Origin of the sequence: Wansuia hejianensis (assembly GCF_014337215.1) — a bacterium.
Taxonomy (GTDB): domain Bacteria; phylum Bacillota; class Clostridia; order Lachnospirales; family Lachnospiraceae; genus Scatomonas; species Scatomonas hejianensis.
This window is the reverse complement of sequence record NZ_CP060635.1, coordinates 3,339,405-3,364,265: the sequence shown is the minus strand read 5'-3', so window position 1 is coordinate 3,364,265 and position 24,861 is coordinate 3,339,405. Positions and strand designations below refer to the sequence as shown.

The 24,861-nt window shown below is 50.8% G+C and carries 17 protein-coding genes and 1 pseudogene; 5 read left to right on the top strand and 13 right to left on the bottom strand.

Going from position 1 to position 24,861, the window contains the following annotated elements:
* Window positions 1–65: 65 nt before the first annotated feature.
* The 3 genes from H9Q79_RS15405 to addB all read right to left on the bottom strand — a co-directional run bounded on the left by H9Q79_RS15405 (window position 66) and on the right by addB (window position 7,897).
* Entirely contained in the window at window positions 66–506 is a 441-nt protein-coding gene (locus H9Q79_RS15405; RefSeq protein ID WP_118647122.1) for an RpiB/LacA/LacB family sugar-phosphate isomerase, read from the bottom strand.
* Window positions 507–746: 240 nt separating this feature from the next.
* Entirely contained in the window at window positions 747–4,445 is a 3,699-nt protein-coding gene (gene addA / locus H9Q79_RS15400) for a helicase-exonuclease AddAB subunit AddA (protein ID WP_249328685.1), read from the bottom strand.
* Window positions 4,436–7,897, bottom strand: a complete 3,462-nt coding sequence (addB, locus tag H9Q79_RS15395) for a helicase-exonuclease AddAB subunit AddB (RefSeq protein WP_118647151.1) — start codon at window positions 7,895–7,897, stop codon at window positions 4,436–4,438. Before addB ends, addA begins: the two co-directional genes overlap by 10 nt.
* A 201-nt stretch (window positions 7,898–8,098) precedes the next feature.
* On the opposite strand from addB, the gene H9Q79_RS15390 reads away from it, so the two are divergent.
* A complete protein-coding gene (locus H9Q79_RS15390; protein WP_118647124.1) occupies window positions 8,099–8,554 on the top strand; it encodes an FMN-binding protein in 456 nt (151 codons plus the stop codon).
* A 112-nt stretch (window positions 8,555–8,666) separates the two neighbouring features.
* Here H9Q79_RS15390 and H9Q79_RS18400 read toward each other — a convergent pair whose 3' ends face one another.
* The 3 genes and pseudogenes from H9Q79_RS18400 to H9Q79_RS18560 all read right to left on the bottom strand — a co-directional run.
* A complete protein-coding gene (locus tag H9Q79_RS18400; protein WP_330596831.1) occupies window positions 8,667–9,821 on the bottom strand; it encodes a GNAT family N-acetyltransferase in 1,155 nt (384 codons plus the stop codon).
* 144 nt (window positions 9,822–9,965) lie between these two features.
* Complete coding sequence (locus tag H9Q79_RS18565) at window positions 9,966–10,214, bottom strand: ACT domain-containing protein (protein ID WP_334298983.1); 249 nt, start codon at window positions 10,212–10,214, stop codon at window positions 9,966–9,968.
* A gap of 159 nt (window positions 10,215–10,373) precedes the next feature.
* Window positions 10,374–10,997 (bottom strand): annotated as a pseudogene (locus H9Q79_RS18560) (CatA-like O-acetyltransferase); the annotation flags it as partial.
* Window positions 10,998–11,222: 225 nt separating this feature from the next.
* Between H9Q79_RS18560 and H9Q79_RS15365 the strand changes: the two are divergent.
* Window positions 11,223–12,953 (top strand): Na/Pi cotransporter family protein, encoded by a 1,731-nt coding sequence (locus tag H9Q79_RS15365; RefSeq protein ID WP_118647126.1) that lies wholly within the window; start codon window positions 11,223–11,225, stop codon window positions 12,951–12,953.
* Between the two features lie 57 nt (window positions 12,954–13,010).
* Here the strand turns inward: H9Q79_RS15365 and H9Q79_RS15360 are convergent, their stop codons facing one another.
* From H9Q79_RS15360 to H9Q79_RS15350, 3 genes are all read right to left on the bottom strand, one after another.
* Window positions 13,011–14,939: an NAD(+) synthase gene (locus H9Q79_RS15360; protein WP_249328684.1), complete on the bottom strand. Its 1,929-nt coding sequence runs from the start codon at window positions 14,937–14,939 to the stop codon at window positions 13,011–13,013.
* A 77-nt stretch (window positions 14,940–15,016) separates the two neighbouring features.
* Window positions 15,017–15,913, bottom strand: coding sequence for an Hsp33 family molecular chaperone HslO (gene hslO / locus H9Q79_RS15355; RefSeq protein ID WP_249328683.1), 897 nt, complete (start codon window positions 15,911–15,913; stop codon window positions 15,017–15,019).
* Window positions 15,914–15,996: 83 nt separating this feature from the next.
* Window positions 15,997–16,770 (bottom strand): class I SAM-dependent DNA methyltransferase, encoded by a 774-nt coding sequence (locus H9Q79_RS15350; protein WP_118647130.1) that lies wholly within the window; start codon window positions 16,768–16,770, stop codon window positions 15,997–15,999.
* 189 nt (window positions 16,771–16,959) lie between these two features.
* On the opposite strand from H9Q79_RS15350, the gene H9Q79_RS15345 reads away from it, so the two are divergent.
* Window positions 16,960–18,327 carry an MATE family efflux transporter gene (locus H9Q79_RS15345; protein ID WP_118647132.1) on the top strand — a complete coding sequence of 456 codons (1,368 nt, stop codon included), beginning with the start codon at window positions 16,960–16,962 and terminating at the stop codon, window positions 18,325–18,327.
* 37 nt (window positions 18,328–18,364) lie between these two features.
* Here the strand turns inward: H9Q79_RS15345 and H9Q79_RS15340 are convergent, their stop codons facing one another.
* A complete protein-coding gene (locus H9Q79_RS15340) occupies window positions 18,365–19,621 on the bottom strand; it encodes a ComEC/Rec2 family competence protein (protein ID WP_249328682.1) in 1,257 nt (418 codons plus the stop codon).
* 276 nt (window positions 19,622–19,897) lie between these two features.
* On the opposite strand from H9Q79_RS15340, the gene H9Q79_RS15335 reads away from it, so the two are divergent.
* Together H9Q79_RS15335 and H9Q79_RS15330 are read left to right on the top strand one after the other, a co-directional pair.
* Window positions 19,898–20,347 (top strand): pyridoxamine 5'-phosphate oxidase family protein, encoded by a 450-nt coding sequence (locus tag H9Q79_RS15335; RefSeq protein WP_118647134.1) that lies wholly within the window; start codon window positions 19,898–19,900, stop codon window positions 20,345–20,347.
* A 12-nt stretch (window positions 20,348–20,359) separates the two neighbouring features.
* Window positions 20,360–20,833 carry a hypothetical protein gene (locus H9Q79_RS15330; RefSeq protein ID WP_118647136.1) on the top strand — a complete coding sequence of 158 codons (474 nt, stop codon included), beginning with the start codon at window positions 20,360–20,362 and terminating at the stop codon, window positions 20,831–20,833.
* A 93-nt stretch (window positions 20,834–20,926) separates the two neighbouring features.
* Here the strand turns inward: H9Q79_RS15330 and H9Q79_RS15325 are convergent, their stop codons facing one another.
* The 3 genes from H9Q79_RS15325 to H9Q79_RS15315 form a co-directional block, all read right to left on the bottom strand.
* Complete coding sequence (locus tag H9Q79_RS15325; RefSeq protein WP_118647138.1) at window positions 20,927–21,100, bottom strand: DUF4250 domain-containing protein; 174 nt, start codon at window positions 21,098–21,100, stop codon at window positions 20,927–20,929.
* Complete coding sequence (gene clpB / locus H9Q79_RS15320; protein ID WP_118647140.1) at window positions 21,097–23,700, bottom strand: ATP-dependent chaperone ClpB; 2,604 nt, start codon at window positions 23,698–23,700, stop codon at window positions 21,097–21,099. Before clpB ends, H9Q79_RS15325 begins: the two co-directional genes overlap by 4 nt.
* A 93-nt stretch (window positions 23,701–23,793) precedes the next feature.
* Window positions 23,794–24,786 carry a DnaJ C-terminal domain-containing protein gene (locus H9Q79_RS15315; RefSeq protein WP_118647142.1) on the bottom strand — a complete coding sequence of 331 codons (993 nt, stop codon included), beginning with the start codon at window positions 24,784–24,786 and terminating at the stop codon, window positions 23,794–23,796.
* Between the last annotated feature and the right edge of the window lie 75 nt (window positions 24,787–24,861).

The following is a 24,861-nucleotide window of genomic DNA, read 5'->3' as shown; positions in this document are numbered from 1 at the left end:
CATATTTTAACAATAAGAAATGAAAATTACACCTTATTGCCCTTAGACAAAGGTGCAAAAAACTTTTATCTATTCCGGTCGAACTCCCTGAGAGCATCCACCTTAGCCTGGGAAGAACACCCCGGCTCAAACTCATTCGTCAAAAAGGCGTCCACCAATTCTTCCCTCAGCTTACTTCCAACAGTAAAGGCTCCCAGGCAGGCAATATTAGCATCATTACTTAAACGCGCCCTTTTCGCCGAATAAATATCAGACAGGAGTGCCGCATAAGCGCCTCTCACCTTATTGGCGGCCAGTGATACCCCGATACCCGTGCCGCAGATCAGGATTCCCCGGTCATATTCTCCTGCCGCAACCGCTTCTGCCACTCTGACAGCAACTTTCGTATAGATAACATCATCACTGCCAAAATCAGTCACCTCCCCGTACCCCTTTTGGTTCATGTAACAGATCATCTCTTCCTTCGCCTGCCGCGCGTTCGGATCACATCCAATGGCTATTTTCATATTTCGTATCCTCCCTGTTATTCATCTTTTTAAACCACCCTCTGACCTATATTCTAACGGCAAGCCCTATGATTGATCACCTTTACAGCTTTGTAAAAGGTGTGTAAAACCGGTTACTTTATGCAAATAAAAAAATTTGACCGGTAGCCCTGCGCTTTATTACAGAACTATCGGTCAGCATAATCCATTATTAATTTTGGTTTTGTGGCAAGGGATTGGATATCCAAATCGCCTCCTCTCTCACCGTCCGCTTGGAAGCAAAACTGAGATTTCCCTTCCCAGTGTCACTGAGTAAATTAACATTTCCTTTACCTCTCTCCCCGTAACCTGTTCCAGTGCCCGGCGGTAGTACAGTAGCTGGCGGCCGTATTTTCTGGCCAGATCGCTGCCGTCGGCTGTGTAAACACGGTCTGTCTTGTAGTCAACGATCACATAGCTGCCCTCTTCCTCAAAATAAGCATCGATCACCCCCTGCACAAGGACAGTTTCATCCCCCTGCCAGGACGGATTCGCTTCACTGGCAGGTATCTCCAGTGTAAAAGGCTGCTCCCGCTGAAGGCGTCCTGCCAGGGCAGCCGCTTTCATCCGTTTACCCAAAGGTGATTCCAGGAATATTAAAAAGTCATTTATGTCCAGGCACTCTATATCTGCTACCGACAGTTTACCCATTCTGACCATATCGCCGATCTGGTCCTGAATGGATTTCTCTGCTTCTCCCCCGCCGCCTTCACTTCTTACCACCTGACCGTAGTCCAGACATTCCAGCACTCTGTGGTAGATCGTCCCCCGGGCAGCGCCTTCCGCCTCTTCCCGGACCTGCTTCATAAATTGGGGGATATAGGGAATGATATCAGGTTCCGCATACAATTGAAGCCCCGGCTCGTCTGCGCCTGCTTTTTTCAGCTCTGAGACGGTCATCTTCGCAGGAATTCCGGCAAGATATTCATAGGGATAACGGTAGGCCTTCTGCCTCTCCAGAAAGTTTCGCACCTCCGGCTCGTAAACCTGCCCATCGTCTTCACGGATCAGGTTTTCACGGATCAGTTCCTGCTGTACCCGGACTTCCATCTGGGCTACCGTCATCTGGGAGGGAGTCAGCACTTCCAGCCTGATGCAGGCTTCCTCCTCCATTCCTGCTGCTTCCTCTCCATTTACCAGTTGGTACAGTGGCTGGAAGCTGCTGCTTCTGGACAGGGCGGGCAGCAGCCAGTCCATATAGCCTGCCGCTTTTGACAAAAGGCCATAGCTAAGGCTGTCTTTCCATAAATTCCGCTGTATTCCACAGGCCTGCACTCTCTTTTCCAGGTTATCCACAATTCCCGTCAGAATCAGCTTTTCCTTCGCCCGGGTCACCGCCACATAGAGCACACGCAGCTCTTCTCCCAGCAGATCCCGCTTCATGGCCTGCCGGATCGTCTGTTTCATGAGCGTAGACTTTCTGGCCCGTTTCTTCACGTCCACAGCGTCCATGCCGATTCCCAGGCCGGCATGAAGTACCACCTGGCTGTTCAGATCCATCTGGTTAAACCTGCCGCCCATTCCGGATACAAATACCACCGGGAATTCCAGGCCTTTACTCTTATGAATCGTCATAATCCGCACGGTATCCGCCGTTTCTCCATAGAGGTTTACTTCACCGAAATCCACCTGGTATTTCTCCAGCTCTTCAATATAGCGCACAAAATGAAACAGCCCGTGATAGCTGGAAGCCTCAAAATCTACTGCCTTTTCCACAAGCATGTCCAGATTGGCTTCTCTCTGCTCTCCGCCGGGCATGGCCGCCGCATAAGAGCGGTAACCCGTCATGGAAAAAATTTTCTGAATTACCCGATGCACGGGCGTATGCGAAACGATGCTCTGGATGTCCCGGAGCTGCCTGCTGAAGGCTCCCAGTTTTTCTCTTAAAGCTGCTTCTTCTCCTCCGGCCTCGTAAGCAGCAGAAGCCTCATATATGGGCAATTCTGGTGAATGGCAGCGAATCAGTGCCAGCTCCCGGTCTGTACAGCCCACAATAGGCGAGCGAAGCACGGCCGCGTAGGGGATCTCCTGTCTGGGATTGTCGCAGATACGCAGATAATTCAATACCGTAACTACTTCCACCGCTGAAAAATACCCGGATTTTGAGGTTGAATAGGCCGGGATGCCCTCGCTCTGCAAAACCCTGACAAAAGTTTCTGCCCATCCGCTGACAGAACGGAGCAGGATCACGCAGTCCCGGTACTGAAGGGGCCTGTAGAGCCCCGTATCGCGGTCTGCCACCTGCATGCTCCCCATGAGGCCACGGATCTTCTGGGCCACCGCCAGGGCCTCAGCCTCCATCATGGCTGTCCGGCTCCGGTCATCTTCAAACTCAGGTGATTTCCTGTCTATTAACAGCAATTCCGTCTCCAGCAAAGAAGCGTCCCCGCCTTCCGGAAAGGCCGCCCCCCCATGAAGAGCCGCCGCGTCATCATAAGCCAGCCCTCCCAGCTCCGGCCTCATAAGCCTTCGGAAGAAATAATTGACCGTATCCAGAACCTGCGGCCGGCTCCGGAAATTCTGATGCAGGTCAATTCTCTGACTGCTGCTGGCTTCAGAAGTATAGGTTTGGTATTTCTCCAGAAACAGCTCCGGACGGGCCATCCGGAAGCCATAAATGGCCTGTTTCATATCCCCGACCATAAACCGGTTAAGGTTCCCCTCTTCCGTCCCGGATACCGCTTCCAGCAGGTATTCCTGGATATAGTTGCTGTCCTGATACTCGTCAATCATGATCTCAGCGAACTGCTCCGACAATTCCCGGGCCGCGTCTGTGCGCACCCAGCCGTCTTCCGTCCTTTCCAGCAGGATATCCAGGGCAAAATGTTCAAGGTCTGAAAAATCCATGAGATTCTTTGCCCGTTTCCGCTCCGAAAATTCTCTCATAAACTTCACAGCCAGGCGGCAGAGCACCTCCATGGAGGGCCTGCACAGGGCGAGCTCCTTTAGGACTTCCTCCGGACTCCCGGTAAAATACTGCTTCTGAATCCCTTCCAGCAGCTTTTTCAGCTCTGCCCTGCTCTCCTTGACCTGCTCACGCAGCCCGGGGTCTCCATCGGGATCTTTTTTTCTCGAAAGCGGCGCAAAAGACAGGTTCTGAAATCCTTCGCAGAATTTTCCGTAGCTCTCACACCCCATAAGTCCCTCGATCAGTTCAAGGTCCGATGCAAGCTGCGGCAGATATACGGAAGGGCCTCCGGGCCGCTCCGCGAGGGCCGCGTTCTGCGACGCCGCTTCCCGGCAGCTGGACAGAAGCCGCTTCACTTCATCCAGTGCCGCGCGGACCCAGGCAGATTTCTCAAGCTCTTCCTCCGTCTCTATGACGCACGCCTTCCGGCAGCTTTCCAGCCAGCCCTCCGGCCAGGGATCACTGACAGCGAACTCATAGACGCGGAGAATCAATTCATCAATCTTTTTATCACTCTTGCCTGGTGCAAAGGCCTCCGCAAATTCCAGGAAGTCCCTGTCTCCCCAGGCATACTCTTCTTCCAGCAGGTCTGAGAGAACCTCCCCCTTCAGAAGCTTCAGTTCCCCTTCATCCGCAATCCGGTATCCCGGGTCCAGATCAATCCGGTGAAAATAATTCTGAATCACATACGTACAAAAACCATGGATGGTGCTGATCTGCGCGTGATGCAAAAGAATCCCCTGCCGCTGGAGATGTTCGTTCTCCGGGTCCTCTCTGAGCTTCTCCTCCAGCGCCCTGCCAATCCTCTCCTTCATCTCTCCGGCCGCCGCCCTGGTAAATGTCACTACAAGCAGCCTGTCGATATCCACCGGCCGGACAGGATCTGTCACCCTGGAAATGATGCGTTCCACCAGCACGGCAGTCTTCCCGGAGCCGGCCGCCGCGCTGACCAGAAGATTCCTGTCTCTAAGACGGATCACCTGCTCCTGTTCCCGTGTCCACTTCACTCCCATGGATTACTCCCCTCCTTTCCGTCTGATCCTCCATCACCTGCGCTCAATTCTTCCCGCATGAGTTTCATAATCTCCTCCTGAGACAGTTTACTCAGCCTCCGGTAGGAAAAACCAGGAATTCTCTCATCAAAGCCACAGATTCCGTGGTAGGGACAATAGGCGCAGCTATCCCTTTTCTCCGTCAGGCACGGGGAAACAGCTGTCTCTCCAGCCAGCATCCTGCGCCCGATCTCACGGATCTTTCTGTCTGTGTACCTCTGGATCACTTCGAAATCTTCCTTTTCCGCCACCTTGGAATACCAGGCCAGGCTTCCGTTCTTGTTATATCCCACGGGTATAACGCTGGAACGGCCGCCCGGAGGCACCGTGCGGTCCAGAAGGGACAGGATTTCCCCCTCATTGCGGGAAAGCCCGTCCATCTTGAGCGCCTTCAGGATTTCCTCCTGATCCTTTTCATCCTCTACAGACCCTGCAGTTACGAAGGGATCCTGTATATGATAATAATAAATCCCGGCCGGCTCCACCTCTTTTTCAGGATGCTTCTTCTGCTCCAGCTCAACCGCAGCGTTGAGATACACCGCCAACTGCAACTGCAGCCCATGATAGAGGGCCAGCAGGTCAAGCGTAGTATTTCCTGTCTTATAATCTATAATTTTCACATATATTTTATCAGCCGTCTCACAACGGTCCATACGGTCAATGCGCCCCCGCAGCTTCAGCTTTTCATCCTCGGACAGATCAATATTGATGGAATCCAGATGATCCTCCGCAGCAAAGGATATCTCAAATCCGCCCGGCTCAAATGCCCCCTTACGGATCTGTTCCTGAAGCGCCCACACCGTACACCGCATCATATTCTGAACTCTGGTAATCAGGTACGTATTCCTGCTGCTGCTGTGAAGGATTGTATTCCCATAGTCATGTACGATCTCTTCCAGCGACTCATCTACCAGCGAGTCCCTCTGCTCCTCTGTCAGCTCCGCCCACCGGTATCCTCTCCCGGCCAGCTTCTCTGAGAACTTCTCCAAGGTTTCATGCATCACAGTTCCCATGTCAGCGGCGCTGAACTCATATTTTTCACGTTCCCGGAGCTTCAGCCCATACTGAAGAAAATGTGCGAAGGCACAGGCCGCAAACTGCTCCAACCTGGTGGCCGAATTCTCCAGCACTCCTCCATACAGGGCCTTTGCCACGGCGCGGCCGATCCCCGTCTGGGGATTCTCATAAAATGCAGCCTGCAGCAGACATTCCAGCTGCTTTTTCCTCTGCCCGTCCTTTTGGTACCAGCGGTACAGCTCCAAAAACCCCACGTCTGTCCTTCCCTTCCGGATATTCTGAATCCCTTCGAGAAACAGTTCCATAGCGCCCTCAGACGTCTCCAGCCGGTCTGTCACATTCCGTTCCAACGCCAGCTTCGATATTCTGATCCCCGGGAACAGACGTGTAATCACACCAATGAGATAAGAAGGCATCAGCGCACTCCCCTTGGCATCCGCTTTGCAGTATGAGAGATACAACCGCTCAGAGGGCTTCGTCAGGTTCAGGTACAGATAAAACCGCTGGCGGTACATCTCTTCCCGGGCAGTGGGCGCCAGCTCCACAGAGCGGCTTCTCAGATACTCCCTGTCTACCTCCGACAGAATGCCTGCTTTCGACACAGGCTTTGGTATAATCCCCTCATTGATGCCCGCGAGAAACAGAACTTTGACATTTTTCAGGCGGGTGCGTTCGATATCCCCCACCAGCACCTGGTCGCCTCCCGGTGGGATCAGGCCGATCTGTGTCTCCTGGAACCCTGCCTCCAGAATCTGTTGATAGGCATTAATCCCCATGCGCTCCCTGCCCAGCACCTCCACCAGCTTATCCAGCAGGTTCATGACAATGCCGTAAATCTGCGCATACTCTTTTTCCATGGCCGCCTCGCCCAACGCATGAAAACTTTCTTCCTGCAGCTTTAGCTTCTTTTGTACCTCATTCCGGACAATGAGCTGGTAGAGCACTTCTGTCTTCCGGGACGCCGTCGATTTCCTCTCCCTCATTCCCGTGACAAATTCCTCCAGGCCAGAGCTGAACCGTTCCCGCAGACCGTTGAGACTGCCGATCTCCTCTGGTTTCATATTCCTGTACATCCGGACCCAGCGTTCCCCATACTGCTTCCAGCCCCGGATTCCCAGGGCCAGCACGTAATTTTCCAGCCTGTCTGTCTCCTCCCTGGTAAAGTCCGTAAGGCCACAGCGGAGATAACGGAACACACTCTCATACGAAAAATTCTGCACCACCATGTCAACCGCCGACCGGATGAATTCTACCAGAGGGTTCATCAGCACCGGATGCTTCTGATCCAGAAAGAACGGGATATCCGCTGCCTCGAAGACAGCTTCTGCCACTCTGCCGTAAGAGGGCAGGTCTCCCGTCACCAGAGCAAAGTCCCGGTAACAATATCCCTCTTCCCGGATCAGGCGGAGGATGGTTCCCGCCACATAGGACAGCTCTCCGGCCGGGTCCTCTGCCTCCCACACAGAGATGGCTTCCTGCTCCTCTCTAAATTCGTGCTTATCATAACGGAACAGATGCTGTTCCAGAAAATGCATAGGCCGGTTTCCGGCAAACCGCCCGTTCATACCTGGCACCACCCAATCCACCGGAAGCACCTCTGTCCCCGTCTCTCTGGCCATATCCACCAGCTTTCGCGTCATCTGGCGGCTCATGTGGAACAGCCTGTGCGGTCCGTCATTCCGACAGGGCTCTTCCCGTCTGTCCAGTGTCACGACCACATAGATCCGGCTGCACAGCCCGTACAACTCCCTTATTACCTGGTTCTGCACTGGCGTAAACCCGGTAAACCCATCCAGCACCACCGTGCTGCCCTTCAGAATCCGGGATTTCCCGATCACGCCGCAGAGCACCTCCGGAACCTCTTCAGCCGTCAGATACCGTTCCGACAGATAATCCGCAAATCCTCTGTAAACGGTTTTCACATCCTCCAGCTTCCAGGCCAGCAGCCGGCAGCCTTCCTGCTCCGGCACCCACTCCTCCAGATCCTCCGGCGCCACCTTATATTGCAGAAGCTCAGAAACCAGCGATTTCATCTGGGCTATAGACCCTGATTTTCTCAACGTCCCTCCCAGTACCTTCAGTTCCTTCTGCCGGTCCCAGACCACCTTCTGCAGCACCAGGCTCTTTCCCGTCTCCTCCAGAACCGGACGGGTGTTCCCCCCCACTTCTTCAAAAACGCGGTAAGCCAGCCTGTTAAAGCTCAGAACATCGATATTCAGGATCCCCTTTCTGGGATGAAGCGAAACCAGTTCTTTCTCCGTCTGCATAGTGAACTGCTCCGGAACAATCATCAGATAATTCCGCTCCGGATGCTCCACAGACTCCCGTATAATTTTCTCATAGATATAGTGTGATTTCCCGGAACCACTGTTCCCGGCTATTAATTGCAGCGACAAATTAATTCTCCTGCCTTCCCAAAAACTGTTCACAATTACTCTTCCATTGTACCATAAACAGGCAGGCAGAAAAACCGTTTTCCCATCCATATGCTGAAAAACCGGCAAGACTTCCTTCCAAAACTCTTTTTGCAAAATGGTCATACTTTCTGTATCTGACTCATATCATATATAGAAAACGCGAAAAGGAGTCTACCGCCCATGAGTTCCAAAACCAAAATTGTCGTTTTACATATGAAAGAAGTTGTCTATACTGCTATCTTTCTTGTGCTTGCCATATTAATGATCATCCTGGTCTTTGTCATGTTCAGCGGAAAGGATAAAAAGGATACTGCTGCCAAACCGGCCGAAGAGACCCTGTACATACCCGGCGTATATACATCCACGATTCAGCTGAACGACAACTCCTTTGATGTCCAGGTCACTGTAGATGCGAATCATATCAATTCCATCGAACTGGTGAACTTAAGTGAGACTGCTACCGTTATGTATCCTCTGATGGAGCCTACTCTCGAAGATATCGCAGAGCAGATTTATCTCTCCCAGTCTACAGACAACATAACCTATTCTGACGAGAACAAATATACCTCCATGCTACTTCTGGAAGCGATTCAGTCAGCAATTGCCAAAGCCGATGCCGGCACAGGCGCAGAATAAAGAAGAGTCTGCCAGAAGGGAAGCTCTCAAGCTTCCTCCCTGGCGGACTCTTTCATCTTTTTCTGAAACCAGACCTGGACACTTCTTCTGCCCTTCCGAAAACAGGAACAGTTTACATACAGTGCGCCCCGCCGTTATCATTGCTCAACTCAGCCTGAGGCGGAAGTACCACATCCGGCAGTTTCCCATGTACACCAATCATTTTTTCCATCCATATCATGTCATACCATCGTCCAAATTTATATCCGCACCGGCTGAATCTTCCGACAGTACGGAATCCCAGGCACTCATGAAAGCTTTTACTTGCGTTTGTCAGATACTCATCTTCCTGATCCGTAAAAGCGAGGCAGGCGTACATATTCAGGTAATGCTGTTTCTGAAGAATTCTTTCCAGTTCCCGATACAGCCGTTTCCCGTGGCCGTACCCGTGAAATCCCTGCTTAACATAGATCGACGTCTCCACCGACCAGCCATATGCTTCCCTCTCATGAAACGGCGACGCATATGCATACCCAATTATATTTTTATCTTCTTCCACCACCAGGAACGGGTATTTTTGCACAATCTTACCCATCCTTTTCTGGAATTCCTCTGCACCCGGAACTTTATATTCAAAAGAAATAGCGGTATTCCGAACGTATGGCCCATATATCCCCAGCAGAGTTTCCGCGTCATTCAGACGGGCCGGGCGTATGACAGCCGCGCATGAACCTTTCGCCTCTTCCCTTGCAAGCCTGGTATATTTTCTCACAAAATCCGTTTTCCCTTCCGTATAGCTGTCCCTGTCATACTCATACCGCCTCCACAGCGTGAGCTTCAGCTTCTCATAATCCCTGGCAGCCTCCGGATGCTTTCTCAGATAATCACGGAAAAAGATCTCATCGTGATCCCCTTCCCGCCGCAGGTGAAGGTGGTATACCTTTTCTGCAAACCCATTCTCCGTATAGCCTTTATTAAAGGAAAACCTGTCCCCCGAACGGGACATGCACAAATACCCGTGACTGACCAGCATATCTTCAATTTGGCTGAAATCACAGTCCGGCACGACCTCCAGAAGGATGTCCACAATCGGCTTTGCCCGGATCGTATCCACGGATGTACTTCCGACATGGCTGATATTCTTCACCAGCTGCGGCGGCAATATCCTTTCCAGATACGCATGCTCTTCCTCATACCAGTCCTTCCACTCCTTCCGATGCTCCGTCAGAAAGATCGGGAACAGTTGCCACAGCTCTTCATTGCTCATTTCACTCAGCTTTTTCATCATTCCGCCTCCCATCTGGTCATAATAACATTATGTTTTCGATCATTCTCCAAACGCCGAGTTACCGGATCATTGAGACTACCGTTCAGGCGCCATATCTTCCACGGCAATCTTCATGATACCCCCTTCCCCTATTTTTCTCTTTTGTCATATACCCCTGCATGGTATACTGATTTTATATCCCTTTTCCCCCAGCGCCCTGATTGCACGGTCAAAGTTTTCTCCCTTCGTAAAAATATAATCTGTATTATAAGTCGACACTGCAAATATCCCTATCCCGGCCGAGGCCAGTATTGCAGAAACCTTCGCCAGTATTCCTGTCAGCGTGAAATCCAGCGGCCCCATCATGCGGAGGCATCTCCAGCCGTCTTCCCGCTCCGTTATGTTCGGAGGCACCTTACTGCTCTCACAGACGACAGAATATTCTTCATCTGTACGGGCGGTAAAGCAATATTCCCCACTCAGGTCCAATTGTGAAAAATCTTCTGCTTTACAAACCGTGAACCGCTCCTCCAGAACCTGCAGCGTTAAAGCCGCATCTGTTCCATATCCCAACTTATTCAGATAATGCTGCAGCTTCTCCGCCAGCTTGCCCACATGAAGCCCGTCCACAAAGGAATGATGGGCCTGTACCGAGAATGGGAGAAGAATCCGTCCCTCTCTTTCAAAATACTTCCCCCAGTCAAACAGAGGAGTTGCATTGTCTTTTTTTCCGGAATTCGTATGCGAAATGTGTGTGTAAGTCACCCATGGCATCGGCGAAAACTGAAACACATCATTTCCCAGCGGACCCGTAAAATATTCTGTCTGTTCCTCAGCCGCTTTTGCCGCCGCTGCAGCATATGCTTCCATTGTTTTCTCCATCGGCACATGAACAACCTTAAACAGCTCTGATTCTTTATCCAGATAGGTAAACGCCGTATCGATCCGGTCGAACAGCACAGGCTGTCCATCTACAAAACGGCAGCGGAATTCTTCTATTTCATTCGCACATTTGGATACCGCTAATATCATAGCCATGGTAAAAGATATTTTGTCCCGCTTCACTGCTTCAAGGAAATGCGTGATATCCAGTTCAAAAGTCACACAGAATGCCGGTTCCACGCTGTTTCTGAATACCTTGCAATGCATGGCACGCTTCCAGTTCCTTTCATCGATTATTTTATATTGGTTTGACATAGAAGGAATCTCCCTTTTTGTTATTATCTGTTTGCTATTAAAATAAGGATATACTAAAACCTTTCATTTGAAAAGAAATTATAAAAAAATCAAAAGGTAAATTGACAACAGCCCAGAAAAAAAGTATGATTTTATAGAATATAAATATTACTTTAACTTTAAGTAAAGTTAAAGTTAAATCTCAATCGGTCCCTTAGGTAATTTCTTGGGACGAGAGGAGCATGTATGGATTTTTTTAATGTTTTATCCTGTATCGGGGGAATTGCACTTTTTCTGTTCGGTATGACTTATATGGGAGAAGCCCTGAAAAAATGTGCCGGCAATCAGATGAAGAATTTTCTTACCCGCATGACAGCCAATCCCATGCGCGGATTTATGGTTGGCCTTCTGGTCACAATGGTCATCCAGTCTTCTACCGCAACCAACGTCATGGCAGTCAGCTTCGTTAACTCCGGCATGATGGCCCTCGGCCAGGCAGTTCCTCTGATGATAGGCTCCAATCTGGGCACCACAGTCACGGCGTGGCTGATCAGCCTCACCAGCATTGACGGCGCCAGTTTCCTGATTCAGTTATTAAAACCTGCTTCTTTCACAGCAATTCTGGCATTCATAGGAATCATTTTATACCGATTTCAGTCAAAAGAACATAAAAGAGACGTGGGAGCCATTTTACTCGGCTTCTCTATCCTGATGTTTGGCATGACTACCATGTCCGGCTCCATGTCCGGCCTCAGCCAGATCCCGGAATTCATGCGCCTGTTTGACCTTCTGACCAATCCCTTCCTGGGATTGGCTGTCGGAATCCTGATGGCAGGAATTATGCAGAGCTCCTCCGCTTCCGTAGGTGTTCTTCAGGCACTGGCGCTGGCGGGCGGAATCACCTTCGAGAGTGTGATCCCCTTAATTCTGGGCATCAATATCGGTCAGGTATTACCAGTGCTGATTTCTTCCATGGGTACTTCCAAGAACGCTAAAAGGACTGCAGTGGTAGATCTTTATATCAACGTGATCGGTGCTTTCATCGCCCTTCCCGTCTACATGATCCTCAGATCCGCAGGAGCGCTCCCCTTTCTTTCTGCGATAGCGACCCCTGTCACAATCGCCATCTGCCACTCCGGATACAAGTTTGCATGCGCGGCCATTCTCCTGCCATGCTCCAGGCTTCTGGAAAAACTGGCGAGAATCACTGTCCGCGAAAGTACAGTTCAGGAAGAAACCCTTCTGGATACACGGCTTATGGCCACCCCCAGCCTGGCTCTGGCACAATGCCGCCAGCGGACTATAGAGTGCATACATGTTACCAATGAAGCCTTTACTGCCGCCGCCGGGCTGCTTGACCAGTGGAATGACAAATCCGCAAAGCTCATACATAAAGCTGAAGAACAGGTTGACTGGTATCAGGATGAGATTGAATCCTATCTCGCCAGGCTTTCCACACGAAGCCTGACAGAAGCGGAAAGTAAAGAGCTGTCACAGCTTCTGCATGTGATTTCCAACTATGAGAATATCAGCGACCATATATACCATATGGTGGTTTCCTTTAAGCGTCTGTGGGAAACCGGGCATTCCTTCTCGGGGGACGCCCGAAAGGAGCTTGAGGTGCTCAACGGGCGCATGGCCAAAATCCTGGAGCTGGCCGACGAATGCTTCCACACAGAGGACCCGAAGGTTGCTTTTAAGATTGTTTCCCTGGAGCATGAAATCATCCGTGAATGTGCCCACAGCCGCGAAGAACACCTGAACCGCCTGAAGCAGGGTCTTTGCTCTGTGTCTGAAGGCTGCGTTTTTACCGATATATTATTGGATTTTGAACGTATCGCGGATCACCTGTCCAAAGAAGCGCGTCTCACCCTGGTTCAGTCCTACAAGAGCCGCGGAACAGGCGCGACCCGTTTCCTGTCGGCTCTGCTCGACAAGAATCCAGAAGTGGAGGAACGCCTGAAGCGTTCCATATAGTGCTAAAAAATAAACGTAAAAAAGCTGCCATAAAATTTCACGGCAGCTTTTTTACGTTTATTTTTCCATTGTTGCTTCAAGCGCTTCCATCTGATCCATCCAGATTCTGACACATCCGTCGCTGGGCATCCGCAGATCCCCTCGCGGAGACACGGCCACAGAGCCTACTTTGGGCCCGTCCGGCAGGCAGGAACGTTTAAACTGCTGGGTAAAAAACCTCCGGTAGAAGTTTTTCATCCATTTCAAGACCGTTTCTGCATCGTATTCCCCCCGAAAAGCCAGCCGGGCTACCCGGTAGATCTTCGCCGGCGCATAGCCTGCACGCAGCATGTAGTACAAGAAAAAGTCATGGAGCTCATAAGGTCCTACCAGCTCCTCTGTCTTCTGGGATATCACACCGTCCTTCGGCGGCAGCAGCTCCGGACTCACCGGGGTATCCAGCACATCCAGGAGGATTTCCTCCAGCTCACCATCTCCGCAGGTATCCGCATAGTATCGAACCAGATGCCGCACCAGTGTCTTTGGCACAGAACAATTCACCGCATACATGGACATATGGTCGCCGTTATAGGTCGCCCAGCCCAGGGCCAGTTCAGAAAGGTCGCCGGTGCCGATCACCATTCCTCCCGTTTGATTGGCAATATCCATCAGAATCTGCGTGCGCTCCCTGGCCTGGGCATTCTCATAAGTCACATCATGCTTCTCCATATCCTGTCCGATATCCCGGAAATGCACCTGCACAGCCTCCCGTATATCAATCTCTCTCAACGTGGCTCCCAGGCACTGTGTCAGCCTGCAGGCATTCTGATAAGTTCTGTCGGTGGTGCCAAAACAAGGCATGGTAACCGCAGTGATATTTTCCCTGGGAATCTCCAGCAAGTCAAAAGCCCTGGCTGTCACCAGCAGAGCCAGCGTCGAATCCAGCCCGCCGGATATGCCGATCACTGCACTTTTACAGAGCGTATGCTCCAGACGCTTCTTAAGCCCCATCGCCTGAATGCTCAGAATCTCATCGCACCGTTTGTCCCTGTTCGCTCTGTCAGAAGGCACAAAGGGCCTGGGATCAAAATACCGGGTCAGTTCCGTCTCAACCATCTCCAGCTCAAAAGGAACTGTCACATAACGCTCCCTGTCCGCGGCCGGATAGGTAGTCATCCTGCGGCGTTCGCTGATCAGACGGTCCACATCCAGCTCACTGCAGATCATCTCATTGGCAAAACGTCTGGATTCCTTCATAACCGTTCCGTTTTCCGCAATCAGGTTCTGGCCTCCGAACACCAGATCTGTAGAAGACTCCCCCTCTCCGGCGCTCGCGTAAATATAGCCGCAGATCAGCCTGGCCGACTGTGATGCCACCAGATTCTTCCTGTAAGCATCCTTCCCCGTCATCTCGTCACTTGCCGACAGATTGGCAATCACCGTAGCTCCGGCCAGCGCATGCGCCACGCTCGGCGGAGCCGGCGCCCAAAGGTCTTCACAGATCTCCGCAGCCACAACCAGATGTGGCATCATGCTGCAGGCAAACAGTAAATTCATGCCGAAAGGAACCTTTTCGCCGTCCCACTCCATCCATTCCACGCGCTCTTCACCAGGCGTAAAATGGCGCAATTCATAAAATTCATTATAATTGGGAAGATATTTCTTCGGAATCACCCCCAGCAGACGGCCCCTGTTCAGAACAGCCGCAGCATTATAGAGCTTTCCCCCATGTTCCAGCGGCAGGCCTGTAAAAATAAGCGCATCCACCCCGCGGGTCTCCCTCAAAACCAGCCTGAGCCCTTCCCTGGCCTCATCTAAAAGCCGTCCCTGCCAGAACAGGTCGCTACAGGTATAACCGGACATGCACAGTTCGGGCAGCACCATGATCTTTGCACCCTGATTCTCCATCTTCCGGATCTCTTCCACAATTAATCCGGCATTTTCCACACAATCAGCCACGAGAATCTTAGGCGTGGCTGCTGCAACCTTTATAAATCCCTGTTTCATCTCAATCCTTCCTATCTGGCTGCCGCCGCTATTTTCCGTAATCCTACCGCTGCCAGCGGCTGCCGGAGCTATCTTTTTTATCTCTCAGGCTTCACTTCTCCGCCTGCAGCGTCGAGGAAATCCCTGATTTCAGGAATTAAAAATGTATGCGCGCTGCCACAGAAATGGCACTTCAACTCAATGGGTTCTCCCTCATCAATCAGCCGCTGCAATTCCTTGGCCCCTATGCTGATCAGTGCTCTGGCCATCCTGTCTCTGCTGCAGTTACAGTAAAACTCAGCCGGTATGGTATCCAGTATTTCCGGTTCCATCCCCTGCAGCAGCTGCTCCAGAAGCTGTTCCGGCGTGTATCCCGCCTCCAGCATCCGCGTTACAGAAGTGACCTGTGAGAGGTTCATCTCCAGCTTTTCAATCACTTCCTCTGAAGTCCCCGGCATTAACTGTACGATGAAGCCACCAGCCTGCTTCACGGTATTATTCTTCTCCATCAGAACTCCCAGGCCCACAGAAGAGGGTACCTGCTCGCTGACCGCGAAATAATAAGTCAGGTCATCCCCGATCTCCCCGGTCTGAAGCTCTATCTGTCCCGAATAAGGCTCCTTCAGCCCCAGATCCTTTATAACGGTCAGATAACCTGCACCAATGGCACCACTCACGTCCAGCTTTCCCAGCTCATTGGCATGGATCAGGACCTCCGGATTGTCTACAAATCCTTTCACCCGGCCTTTGGAATCTGCCGTCACTGTAATCCCATGCAGCGGCCCATTCCCTTTTATCTGCAAGGTCAGTATATCCTTGTCGCCTTTCATCATAACGCCCATCATGGCTCCGGCCGTCAAAAGCCTTCCCAGGGCTGCCGTCGCCACAGGACTGGTATTATGCAAAGCCCTGGCCTTCTCAGCCAACCCTCTCGCTGTTGCCGCAAAAGCCCGGATCTGTCCGCCTGCGGCCGTCGCTCTTACAATGTAATCCATCTGTCATTCTCCATTTCTCAACCTATACTCCAGAGTATCTTCAGGGTATTCTGCAGTACCTGACTATCATATATCAGTTTACCTTAATCTGAGCGATTTTGCAAATTTTTCCCCTGCTCCCTGGCCGCGATATATATCCTCTCGCTGGCTCCGTCCGGCGCGTGTTCTGTAAAAGCTTCAAAAGCATCCAGGAATTCCAGGCCTGCCTCTTTCAGAAGTTCTTTGATCCGTTCCAGCTCATAGCCCCTTTGATAATGCACCTCTTCATATTTTCTGTAAAGGTCACCGTCCCCTTCTCTCAGGAATATGGTCAACTGGTATTCGTTTATATCCTCATCCTCATCATAATAATTATCCCAGATGAAACTGCCTTCCTCTCTGTTTTCCGCAATCGTAGTGTCCCCAATCTTCCTGTACTTATCAATCGTATTCAGGTCAAACAGAAAAATCCCGCCCGGATCCAGGTAATTATTCACCAACCGGAACACCTTCACAAGTTCCTCATCCTCCAGGATATAATTCAGGCTGTCGCAGACGCTCACCACTGCCCGCACAGTCCCATACAGTTCAAATTCCCGCATATCCTGCTCCAGATACAAAATATCCAGTCCCGATTCACATTTCTTCTCCTGGGCGATCTCCAGCATCTCTCCGGAACAATCCACCCCAATCATATCGAATCCCGCCTCCGCCAGCCGCTCAGTCATACTTCCGGTCCCACACCCCAGTTCCAGAATAAGCCCATCCTCGACTCCATACCTGCGCAGTAGTTTTCTCAGATAATCACTCCAGCCATCATAATCCACATTATCCATAAACAAATCATAGACCATCGCAAAGCTTCCATATGCATCCATGGCAAAGCCCTCCCGCGGTAAACTCTTTTACATGCAGTATAGCTGAATTCCGCCGCAAAGTAAATGCTATTTCGGTTTTGCTTCCAATTGGTCGGGTATCCACCATCTCGACAAGAAAACACAATAGATCTTGACATTATATTTGTATTCTCATAGAATATTTACCGTAGGAAAAGGAGGTTTCCCCTGATGAATACCATAGAAAAAGAAAACAAGATGGGCGTCATGCCCATAGGCAGGCTCTTGTTTCAGATGTCTCTGCCGATGATTATTTCCATGCTGATCCAGGCTCTCTACAATATCGTGGACAGCATGTACGTTTCACAAATCAGTGAAAATGCTCTCACAGCAGTTTCCCTGGTCTTTCCCATACAAAACCTGATGATCTCTATCGCCGCCGGCACAGGCGTCGGTATCAATGCGCTTCTTTCCAAAAGCCTCGGTGAAAAGGAATTCGGCAAAGCCAATGACGTGGCCCGCCACGGTGTGGTGCTGGCTTTAGCCAGCAGTGTAATCTTTGCTGTTGCTATGTTCTTTTTTGCAAACCCTTTTATGGCTATGCAGACTGCTAACGCGGACCCGGAAATTTTTAATTATGGTGTCCAGTATATGCAGATTTGCTGTACTCTGTGTATCGGGGTATTTACACAGATCACCATGGAACGCCTTTTAACTTCAACCGGCAAAACTTTCTACACCATGATCTCACAGTCAGTTGGCGCAGTCATTAATATTATACTGGATCCGATCCTGATTTTCGGTTATTTCGGCCTTCCAAAGATGGGCGTGGCCGGTGCAGCGGCCGCTACGGTTCTGGGACAGGTAATCGGCGCCGTCCTCGCTCTGATCTTCAACCTGAAGTTCAACAAAGAAATTAATATCAGCCTGTTGAAGTTCCGCCCGAAGAGGGCAATTATCGGAGGAATTTATAAGATCGGCGTCCCTTCAATTATCATGCAGTGTATCGGTTCTGTAATGACCTTTGGAATGAATCTCATTCTAATGGAATTTTCTTCGACGGCGGCGGCTGTATTCGGTGTGTATTTTAAACTGAACAGTATCATCTTTATGCCCATATTCGGGCTGAATAACGGCATGGTTCCCATTGTCGCATATAATTATGGAGCCAGGCACAAAAAAAGAATTAAGAAAACAGTTCAGCTCAGCGTATTGACTGCCTGCTGCCTGATGCTCATCGGAATATTCTGCTTCTGGCTCATTCCAGACAAGCTCCTGGGAATTTTCAATGCCTCCGCCGACATGATCGCAATTGGCGTCCCGGCCCTGCGCACGATCAGCCTCAGCTTCATCTTCGCGGGATACTGTATCATTATCGGTTCAGTTCTCCAGGCGCTGGGGGATGCTGTCTACAGTATGATCAATTCACTGGCGCGCCAGATGTTCGTGCTGCTTCCTGCCGCATATATATTGGCCAGGCTTTTCGGCCTGTCGGCCGTATGGTGGGCAATTCCCATCGCAGAGATTGTCTCTGTCACGCTGACAACTATTTTCTACCGGAAGGTATACCGCCGGAAGGTGCAGCCCCTTCCAGATTAAAATAAAAGATGCCGCGGATTCTGCGGCATCTTTTATTTTAAAAGCATTTTTTACACGGCTCATAACCACTCGCCTGCGCATCGGCTTCACTCATCTGAGCCGCCTTATCCGGATTCATATTTCCACAATCCGGCTTATTGTGATACTTCGAGCCTGTGGCTGAGATCCAGACCATAACCGTCTGATCCGGAGCCTCTGTCACCTCTGGCTGTGGAGCTGCTTCCGGTGGGGCGGCTTGCACTTCCGGCTGGGCAGGCGGTTCCCCGGCCCCCTGCTGAGACTGCTCCTCAGGCTGTGTCCCCTGATCGCTCTCATCGCCCGGACTGTAATCATTACAGGGCGCCTGGTTCCATTTGATTGTGGTCCCGTCACTGACAGCGGTCACCGTACCTTGCTTATCCGTCCTGTATACCTGTATTTCCATGGACTCCAGCCTATCCATCGTATCCCTGTGAGGATGGCCGTAGCTGTTATCAGTTCCACATGAAACCACCGCCAGCTCCGGCACTGCCGCCTGCAAAAATTCCCAACTTGTCGCCGTAGCTGAACCATGGTGGGAAACAGACAGCACGTCACATTCCAGATCAAGCCCCGATCCACACATGGCAGCTTCACTTTCTGCGGAAGCATCGCCCGTAAAGATAAAGCTGTTTGATCCATTTTCCAGCTTTATGACAACAGAATTCCCGTTGTCATCCCCGCTTATGGAAGAAGGGGCAAGTATTGTAAACTTCCCAGATCCAAATGAAAACTCTGTCCCGACGGCCGGATGCTGCACGGAAAGCCCCTGCGCTTCTACGCCTTTCATGAATGACTCATAGATCTTTGTATCCTGTACGTAGTCCGCACCGATCACCTGCTCCACATGGAACGCATTCAGACAGCCCACCAGCCCGGCCACGTGATCCTCATCATAATGTGATGAAATTAGGTATTGAATATCAGTCACACCCTGCTGCTGAAGGTAGGAAACGGTAAAACTGGAAGCTCCCCTGCCTCCTCCGTCATAGATCAGATTCCTGCCCTGGGACTGAACAAGGACAGACAGCCCCTGGCCCACATCCAGAAAGTGAACCGTCATATCCCCTGCAGTCTCCTGCGTGGGCTCAGGCGCCGGAGTTCCCGTAACCACTGCCTTTGAATTTACTTCTGGTGCGGCAGCTACTGTAGTTTTCTGTGCCGTCTGCTCCCCGCTCCCCGCACTGCCGCCTCCTTCACCCCCGCACGCACTGAGGCCGCCCAGCAGCAAGACCGCCGACAACACCCAGATTAATACTCTCTTTTTACTTTTCATTTGTACTCCCTTCCCATATCATAATCTCTTTTGCTCTCTCAAATCTCTTCCAATTGTCTTTATTATACCAGAGATATGGAGCGGAAGGTAGCATTCCCTAAAAAACATTACAGGAGCGGCCGCTGGAAATCTGTCGCAAATATACAATCCATCAGTAAAGGAATGGTGTATAATCTGATATAAAGACCGGACAAAATGTTTGGGATTGGCCTGCCTGATCGGATGAAAAGGAGGATTGCCAGCGCTGTATAAAAAATAGGAGGAATTAAGAAAAGCATGGATAAAATCATACAGTTTTATGAAATAATAAAAAATGAGATGAGCGTTACACTTGCAACAGCATTGGATCAGAGCGTAACAATGCGTTTCGTCAGCCCCGTATACTATAAGAAAAGCATTTTATTCTTTACTGAACCTGAATCGCTGAAATACCGGCAGCTAAAAGCTAACCCCAATTGCTGTATTGGCGCCGGCAATTTCTTTGCTGAAGCCAGCGCAGAATTTTTGGGATCAACTATGTCAGATCATAATGAGGAACTTCGGAAGGTTTATTGCGAAAAATTTCCCGGCGCATTTGACGAAGGTGTCGCCCTGGGCGGACGAACTGCGGAATTCATATTACTTAAACCAACCAGGCTAAAGGGATGGGCATTCAAAGATGGCATTCCCTCCTCCGACGGAATACCTACAGTCCCATTTGAGATCGAGTTAACTGAAATACAATGAGGAAAAAATACTATGGATGATAAATATACGTTTCAAGATTTTTTATATTCAGTAGATGTGTCAAACAAAAAGTTCGTCAGCGATATGCATGATGAATTGACAGACCTCGGCTGCAGGGCAGAAGTGAAATCCGCTAAAAGCGGCTACGTAGTTTCCTACAGCCTGAACAAAAAGGCAATAGCAAATTATGTGTTTAGAAAAAAGGGGCTGATGGCACGGATCTACACAAACCACATCGGGCAGTACATGGACGTCTTAGACACCCTGCCTGAGGAAATGGTGCAGACCATCCGCCAGGCGCCGGTCTGCAAGCGCCTGGTAGATCCGGCCTCCTGCAATCAGAAATGTTCCATGGGCTATGATATTATCGTAAAAGGAGAACGCCTGCAAAGGTGCCGTAATAACGCCTTCATGTTCTTGCTTGACGAAGAAAGCAGGCCCTTTGTTAAAGCACTGTTGTTAAGCGAAGTACACGCATCTGTTTAATGTAAAAATAGTACCCTTCAGGCTATCTCCAGCGACATCTGGTTCAGGAATATATACTTCCTTATGGGTGATCAGCCCCTTATAAACTCTCTTTTATATAAATTGATTTACCTCTTCCTCATACTGGTAATCGATCGCAGACAGCTTTCTTTTCACTTCCTCCTCTGAGATCTGCAGACTTTTACACAATTCCTCTAAGGAGGGATAATAATCTCTCAGCTGAGTATTGACATAACTCAGAAGCATGGCCGGATCACTCGGTATCATTCCACTACCTCCACCTTTGGCTTGATGACTGCTTCCAGGCTATCTCCTGACCGTTCAAGCAGGATCACATCGCCCTGGCGGATATTCCCGCCCAGGATCAGCTTCGCGGATAAGGTTTCCACATATTTCTGGATAAACCGTTTCAGCGGTCGGGCACCATAGACCGGATCATAACCCCCGTCTATGACAAACTCCTTTGCCTCAGGCGTCAGTTCAATGGACAGCTCCTGGCCTGCCAGGCGCTTATTCAGATCAGCAACCAGCAGATCCACAATGTGTCCGATGTTATCCTTCGTCAGCGGCTTGAACAGAATGATCTCATCCAGACGGTTCAGGAACTCCGGACGGAAATGAGCCCTCAGGTCGTGCTGCACCATCTCCTGCGCTTCTTCCGAAATATCACCGTCTTCACCGATCCCATCCAGCAGATACTGTGAACCGATATTGGACGTCATGATCAGGATGGTGTTTTTAAAGTCTACCGTACGTCCCTGAGAATCTGTAATACGGCCGTCATCCAGCACCTGAAGCAGCACATTAAACACATCAGGATGAGCCTTCTCGATCTCATCAAACAGCACTACCGAATAAGGCTTTCTCCGTACGGCTTCTGTCAGCTGTCCGCCTTCCTCATAGCCCACGTAGCCCGGAGGCGCCCCGATCAGGCGGGATACGGAATATTTCTCCATATACTCACTCATGTCGATCCGCACCATATTATTCTCATCATCAAACAGCTTCTCAGCGAGAGTCTTAGCCAGCTCCGTTTTACCGACTCCGGTGGGCCCCAGGAACAGGAAGGAACCGATCGGCTTTGTCGGGTCCTTAATACCCGCCTTGGACCGGATGATGGCATCCGAAACCTTGGTGACAGCCTCATCCTGCCCAACGACTCTCTTATGAAGCTCATGTTCCAGCCCCAGGATCTTGGTTCTCTCACCTTCTGTCAGCTTGGAGACAGGGATTCCCGTCCAGCGGGAAATGATCCTGGCAATTTCTTCATCCGTAACACTTTCATGAACCAGAGAAAGATCCTGGCTCTTCACCCTCTCCTCCTCCGCCGCCAGCTGCTGCTGCAGCCTGGGCAGCTCGCCATACTGAAGTTCGGCTGCCTTGTTCAGGTCATAAGCCTGCTGGGCCGCCTGGATCTGACGGTTGATGTCCTCAATCTGTTCTCTCAGTCTGGAAAGCTTCTCCACAGAGGTCTTCTCATTCTCCCACTGGGCTTTCTGTACATTAAAAGCATCTCTCAGCTCTGCCAGCTCCTTCTGGAGATCCTCCAGCCGTTCTCTGCTCAGATTATCCGTCTCCTTCTTCAGGGCCGCTTCTTCAATCTCCAGCTGCATGATCTTCCGGTGCAGCTCATCCAGCTCAGTGGGCATGGAATCCATCTCCGTCTTGATCAGGGCACAGGCCTCGTCCACCAGGTCAATTGCCTTGTCCGGCAGGAAACGGTCGGAGATATAGCGGTCAGAAAGTGTAGCGGCAGCCACCAGGGCGCTGTCTGTGATCTTCACCCCATGAAACACCTCATACCGTTCCTTCAAACCACGCAGGATCGATATGGTGTCCTCTACCGTAGGTTCATCCACGAGGACAGGCTGGAAACGGCGTTCCAGGGCCGCATCCTTTTCGATATATTTTCTGTACTCATCCAGCGTCGTTGCACCGATGCAGTGCAGCTCGCCCCTGGCCAGCATGGGCTTCAGCATATTGCCCGCATCCATGGCCCCGTCTGTCTTGCCGGCTCCCACGATCAGATGAAGTTCATCGATAAACAGTATAATCTTGCCTTCGCTTTTCCGTACCTCCTCCAGGACAGCCTTCAGACGTTCCTCGAATTCGCCCCGGTACTTCGCGCCGGCGACCAGAGCGCCCATATCCAGTGAAAAAATTGTCTTGTCCTTAAGCCCTTCCGGCACGTCTCCGCGAACAATCCTCTGCGCCAGCCCTTCAACGACTGCCGTCTTGCCGACCCCAGGCTCTCCGATCAGCACCGGGTTATTCTTCGTCTTTCTTGAGAGTATCCGGATCACATTCCGGATCTCCGCATCACGGCCGATAACCGGGTCAAGCTTCTGATTCCTGGCCTTCTCCACCAGATCCGTACCGTATTTATTCAGTGTATCATACGTGCTCTCCGGATTATCTGTGGTCACTCGCTGATTGCCCCTGACAGTGCTCAGCGCCTGCAGGAACCGTTCTCTTGTAATACCGTATTCTCCCATGATCTGCTTAACCGAAGGGCTGGGATGCCTCAGCATTGCCAGGAACAGGTGCTCAACCGACACATACTCGTCGCCCATGGCCTTCGCCTCATCTTCCGCGCTCACCAGGGCTTTGTTCAGATACTGCCCGATATACGGCTGCCCGCCCTGAACTTTAACCCGCGCGTTCAGCGCCTCGTCTACCCGGTTCAGAAAGTGCTCTTTCTGAATCTCCATCTTCTCTATCATTTTAAGAATCAGGCTGTCATCCTGATGCAGAAGGTTATACAGCAGATGCTCCTGCTCAATTTCCTGATTCCCAAACTCATAGGCGGTCTTCTCCAGATCCTGCACAGCCTGCAGGGATTTCTGGGTAAATTTGCTGATATTCATAAACACACCTCCTTGTATTCCAATCATTGTTCTATTGCGAATATAACACATACTATTAGCACTGTCAACACCCGAGTGCTAACTCATCAGTTTTTATGCTACGCTTTTTCGGCCTTTTTGTCCGCAGGCCTGTTCATACTCTTTCAATTTCTTCCTGGCCTCTTCATTCAAGTTCCTGGGGACCTCAATCTGAATGCTCACATACTGGTCCCCGCGCGTCTCCGGATTCTTCATGGCAGCGACGCCCTTTCCCTTCAGCCGAATCTTGCTTCCTGACTGCGTACCTTCCGGAATCTTGACCTGAACTCCGCCGTACAGCGTCTGTATGATGGCTTCGCCGCCAAAGACTGCTGTTGTAAAAGGAATCGAGGCCGTCGTGTAGATATCTGCTCCTTTCCGCTCAAATCCCGGTCTATCACCAACCACCACCTTCAGCAGCAAATCCCCGGGGCTGCCTCCGCCGACGCCCGGCATGCCTCTTCCGCGGAGACGTATGCTCTTCCCGTTTTCTATACCCGCAGGGATGTGAACCTGCAAAGACTGTGATCCGCCTCCCGCCGCGTCCTGCAGGCTAATGATCTTATCACAGCCGAACGCAGCTTCATCAAAGCTGACCGAAACTTCAGCCCTCAGATCTGAACCTTTCCTGCGAAAGCTTTTTTGACGGAACCCGTCACCGAAGCCGTCTCTGTGGAAGCTCTGATGCTCATAGCCTCCGGTCTTTCCGCCGCCAAACATATTACCAAAAATATCCCCAAAAATATCATCCATATCTCCATTTTCAAAATGATATTCTCTGTAACTACCCTGCGGCCCTCCATTCTGCGCTCCATAGGCGTCCGCGCCCGGCATGCTCCCGTCAAAAGCCGCATGGCCGAACTGATCGTATAATTTCTTCTTCTCAGCATCGCTCAACACTGTATATGCTTCTGTTATGTCCTTGAACTTCTGCTCTGCCTCCGCATTGCCGGCATTCGAGTCCGGATGGTATTTCTTCGCAAGCTTACGGTATGCTTTTTTAATTGTCTCAGTATCCGCATTTCTGCCGACTCCAAGCACTTCATAATAATCCCTTTTGGCTGTCAATCTCATCACCTCCTGTCATCAAGACCCGCTCCGGCGAGCCCTCTCCCATCTATAAAACATCCCCGGAATTGCTTC

Coding starts and splice junctions, on each gene's coding strand:
- H9Q79_RS15405 (WP_118647122.1), bottom strand. CDS start 506: ATGAAAATAGCCATTGGATGTGATCCGAACGCGCGGCAGGCGAAGGAA.
- addA (WP_249328685.1), bottom strand. CDS start 4,445: ATGGGAGTGAAGTGGACACGGGAACAGGAGCAGGTGATCCGTCTTAGA.
- H9Q79_RS15390 (WP_118647124.1), top strand. CDS start 8,099: ATGAGTTCCAAAACCAAAATTGTCGTTTTACATATGAAAGAAGTTGTC.
- H9Q79_RS18400 (WP_330596831.1), bottom strand. CDS start 9,821: ATGATGAAAAAGCTGAGTGAAATGAGCAATGAAGAGCTGTGGCAACTG.
- H9Q79_RS15365 (WP_118647126.1), top strand. CDS start 11,223: ATGGATTTTTTTAATGTTTTATCCTGTATCGGGGGAATTGCACTTTTT.
- H9Q79_RS15360 (WP_249328684.1), bottom strand. CDS start 14,939: ATGAAACAGGGATTTATAAAGGTTGCAGCAGCCACGCCTAAGATTCTC.
- hslO (WP_249328683.1), bottom strand. CDS start 15,913: ATGGATTACATTGTAAGAGCGACGGCCGCAGGCGGACAGATCCGGGCT.
- H9Q79_RS15350 (WP_118647130.1), bottom strand. CDS start 16,770: ATGGATGCATATGGAAGCTTTGCGATGGTCTATGATTTGTTTATGGAT.
- H9Q79_RS15345 (WP_118647132.1), top strand. CDS start 16,960: ATGAATACCATAGAAAAAGAAAACAAGATGGGCGTCATGCCCATAGGC.
- H9Q79_RS15340 (WP_249328682.1), bottom strand. CDS start 19,621: ATGAAAAGTAAAAAGAGAGTATTAATCTGGGTGTTGTCGGCGGTCTTG.
- H9Q79_RS15335 (WP_118647134.1), top strand. CDS start 19,898: ATGGATAAAATCATACAGTTTTATGAAATAATAAAAAATGAGATGAGC.
- H9Q79_RS15330 (WP_118647136.1), top strand. CDS start 20,360: ATGGATGATAAATATACGTTTCAAGATTTTTTATATTCAGTAGATGTG.
- H9Q79_RS15325 (WP_118647138.1), bottom strand. CDS start 21,100: ATGATACCGAGTGATCCGGCCATGCTTCTGAGTTATGTCAATACTCAG.
- clpB (WP_118647140.1), bottom strand. CDS start 23,700: ATGAATATCAGCAAATTTACCCAGAAATCCCTGCAGGCTGTGCAGGAT.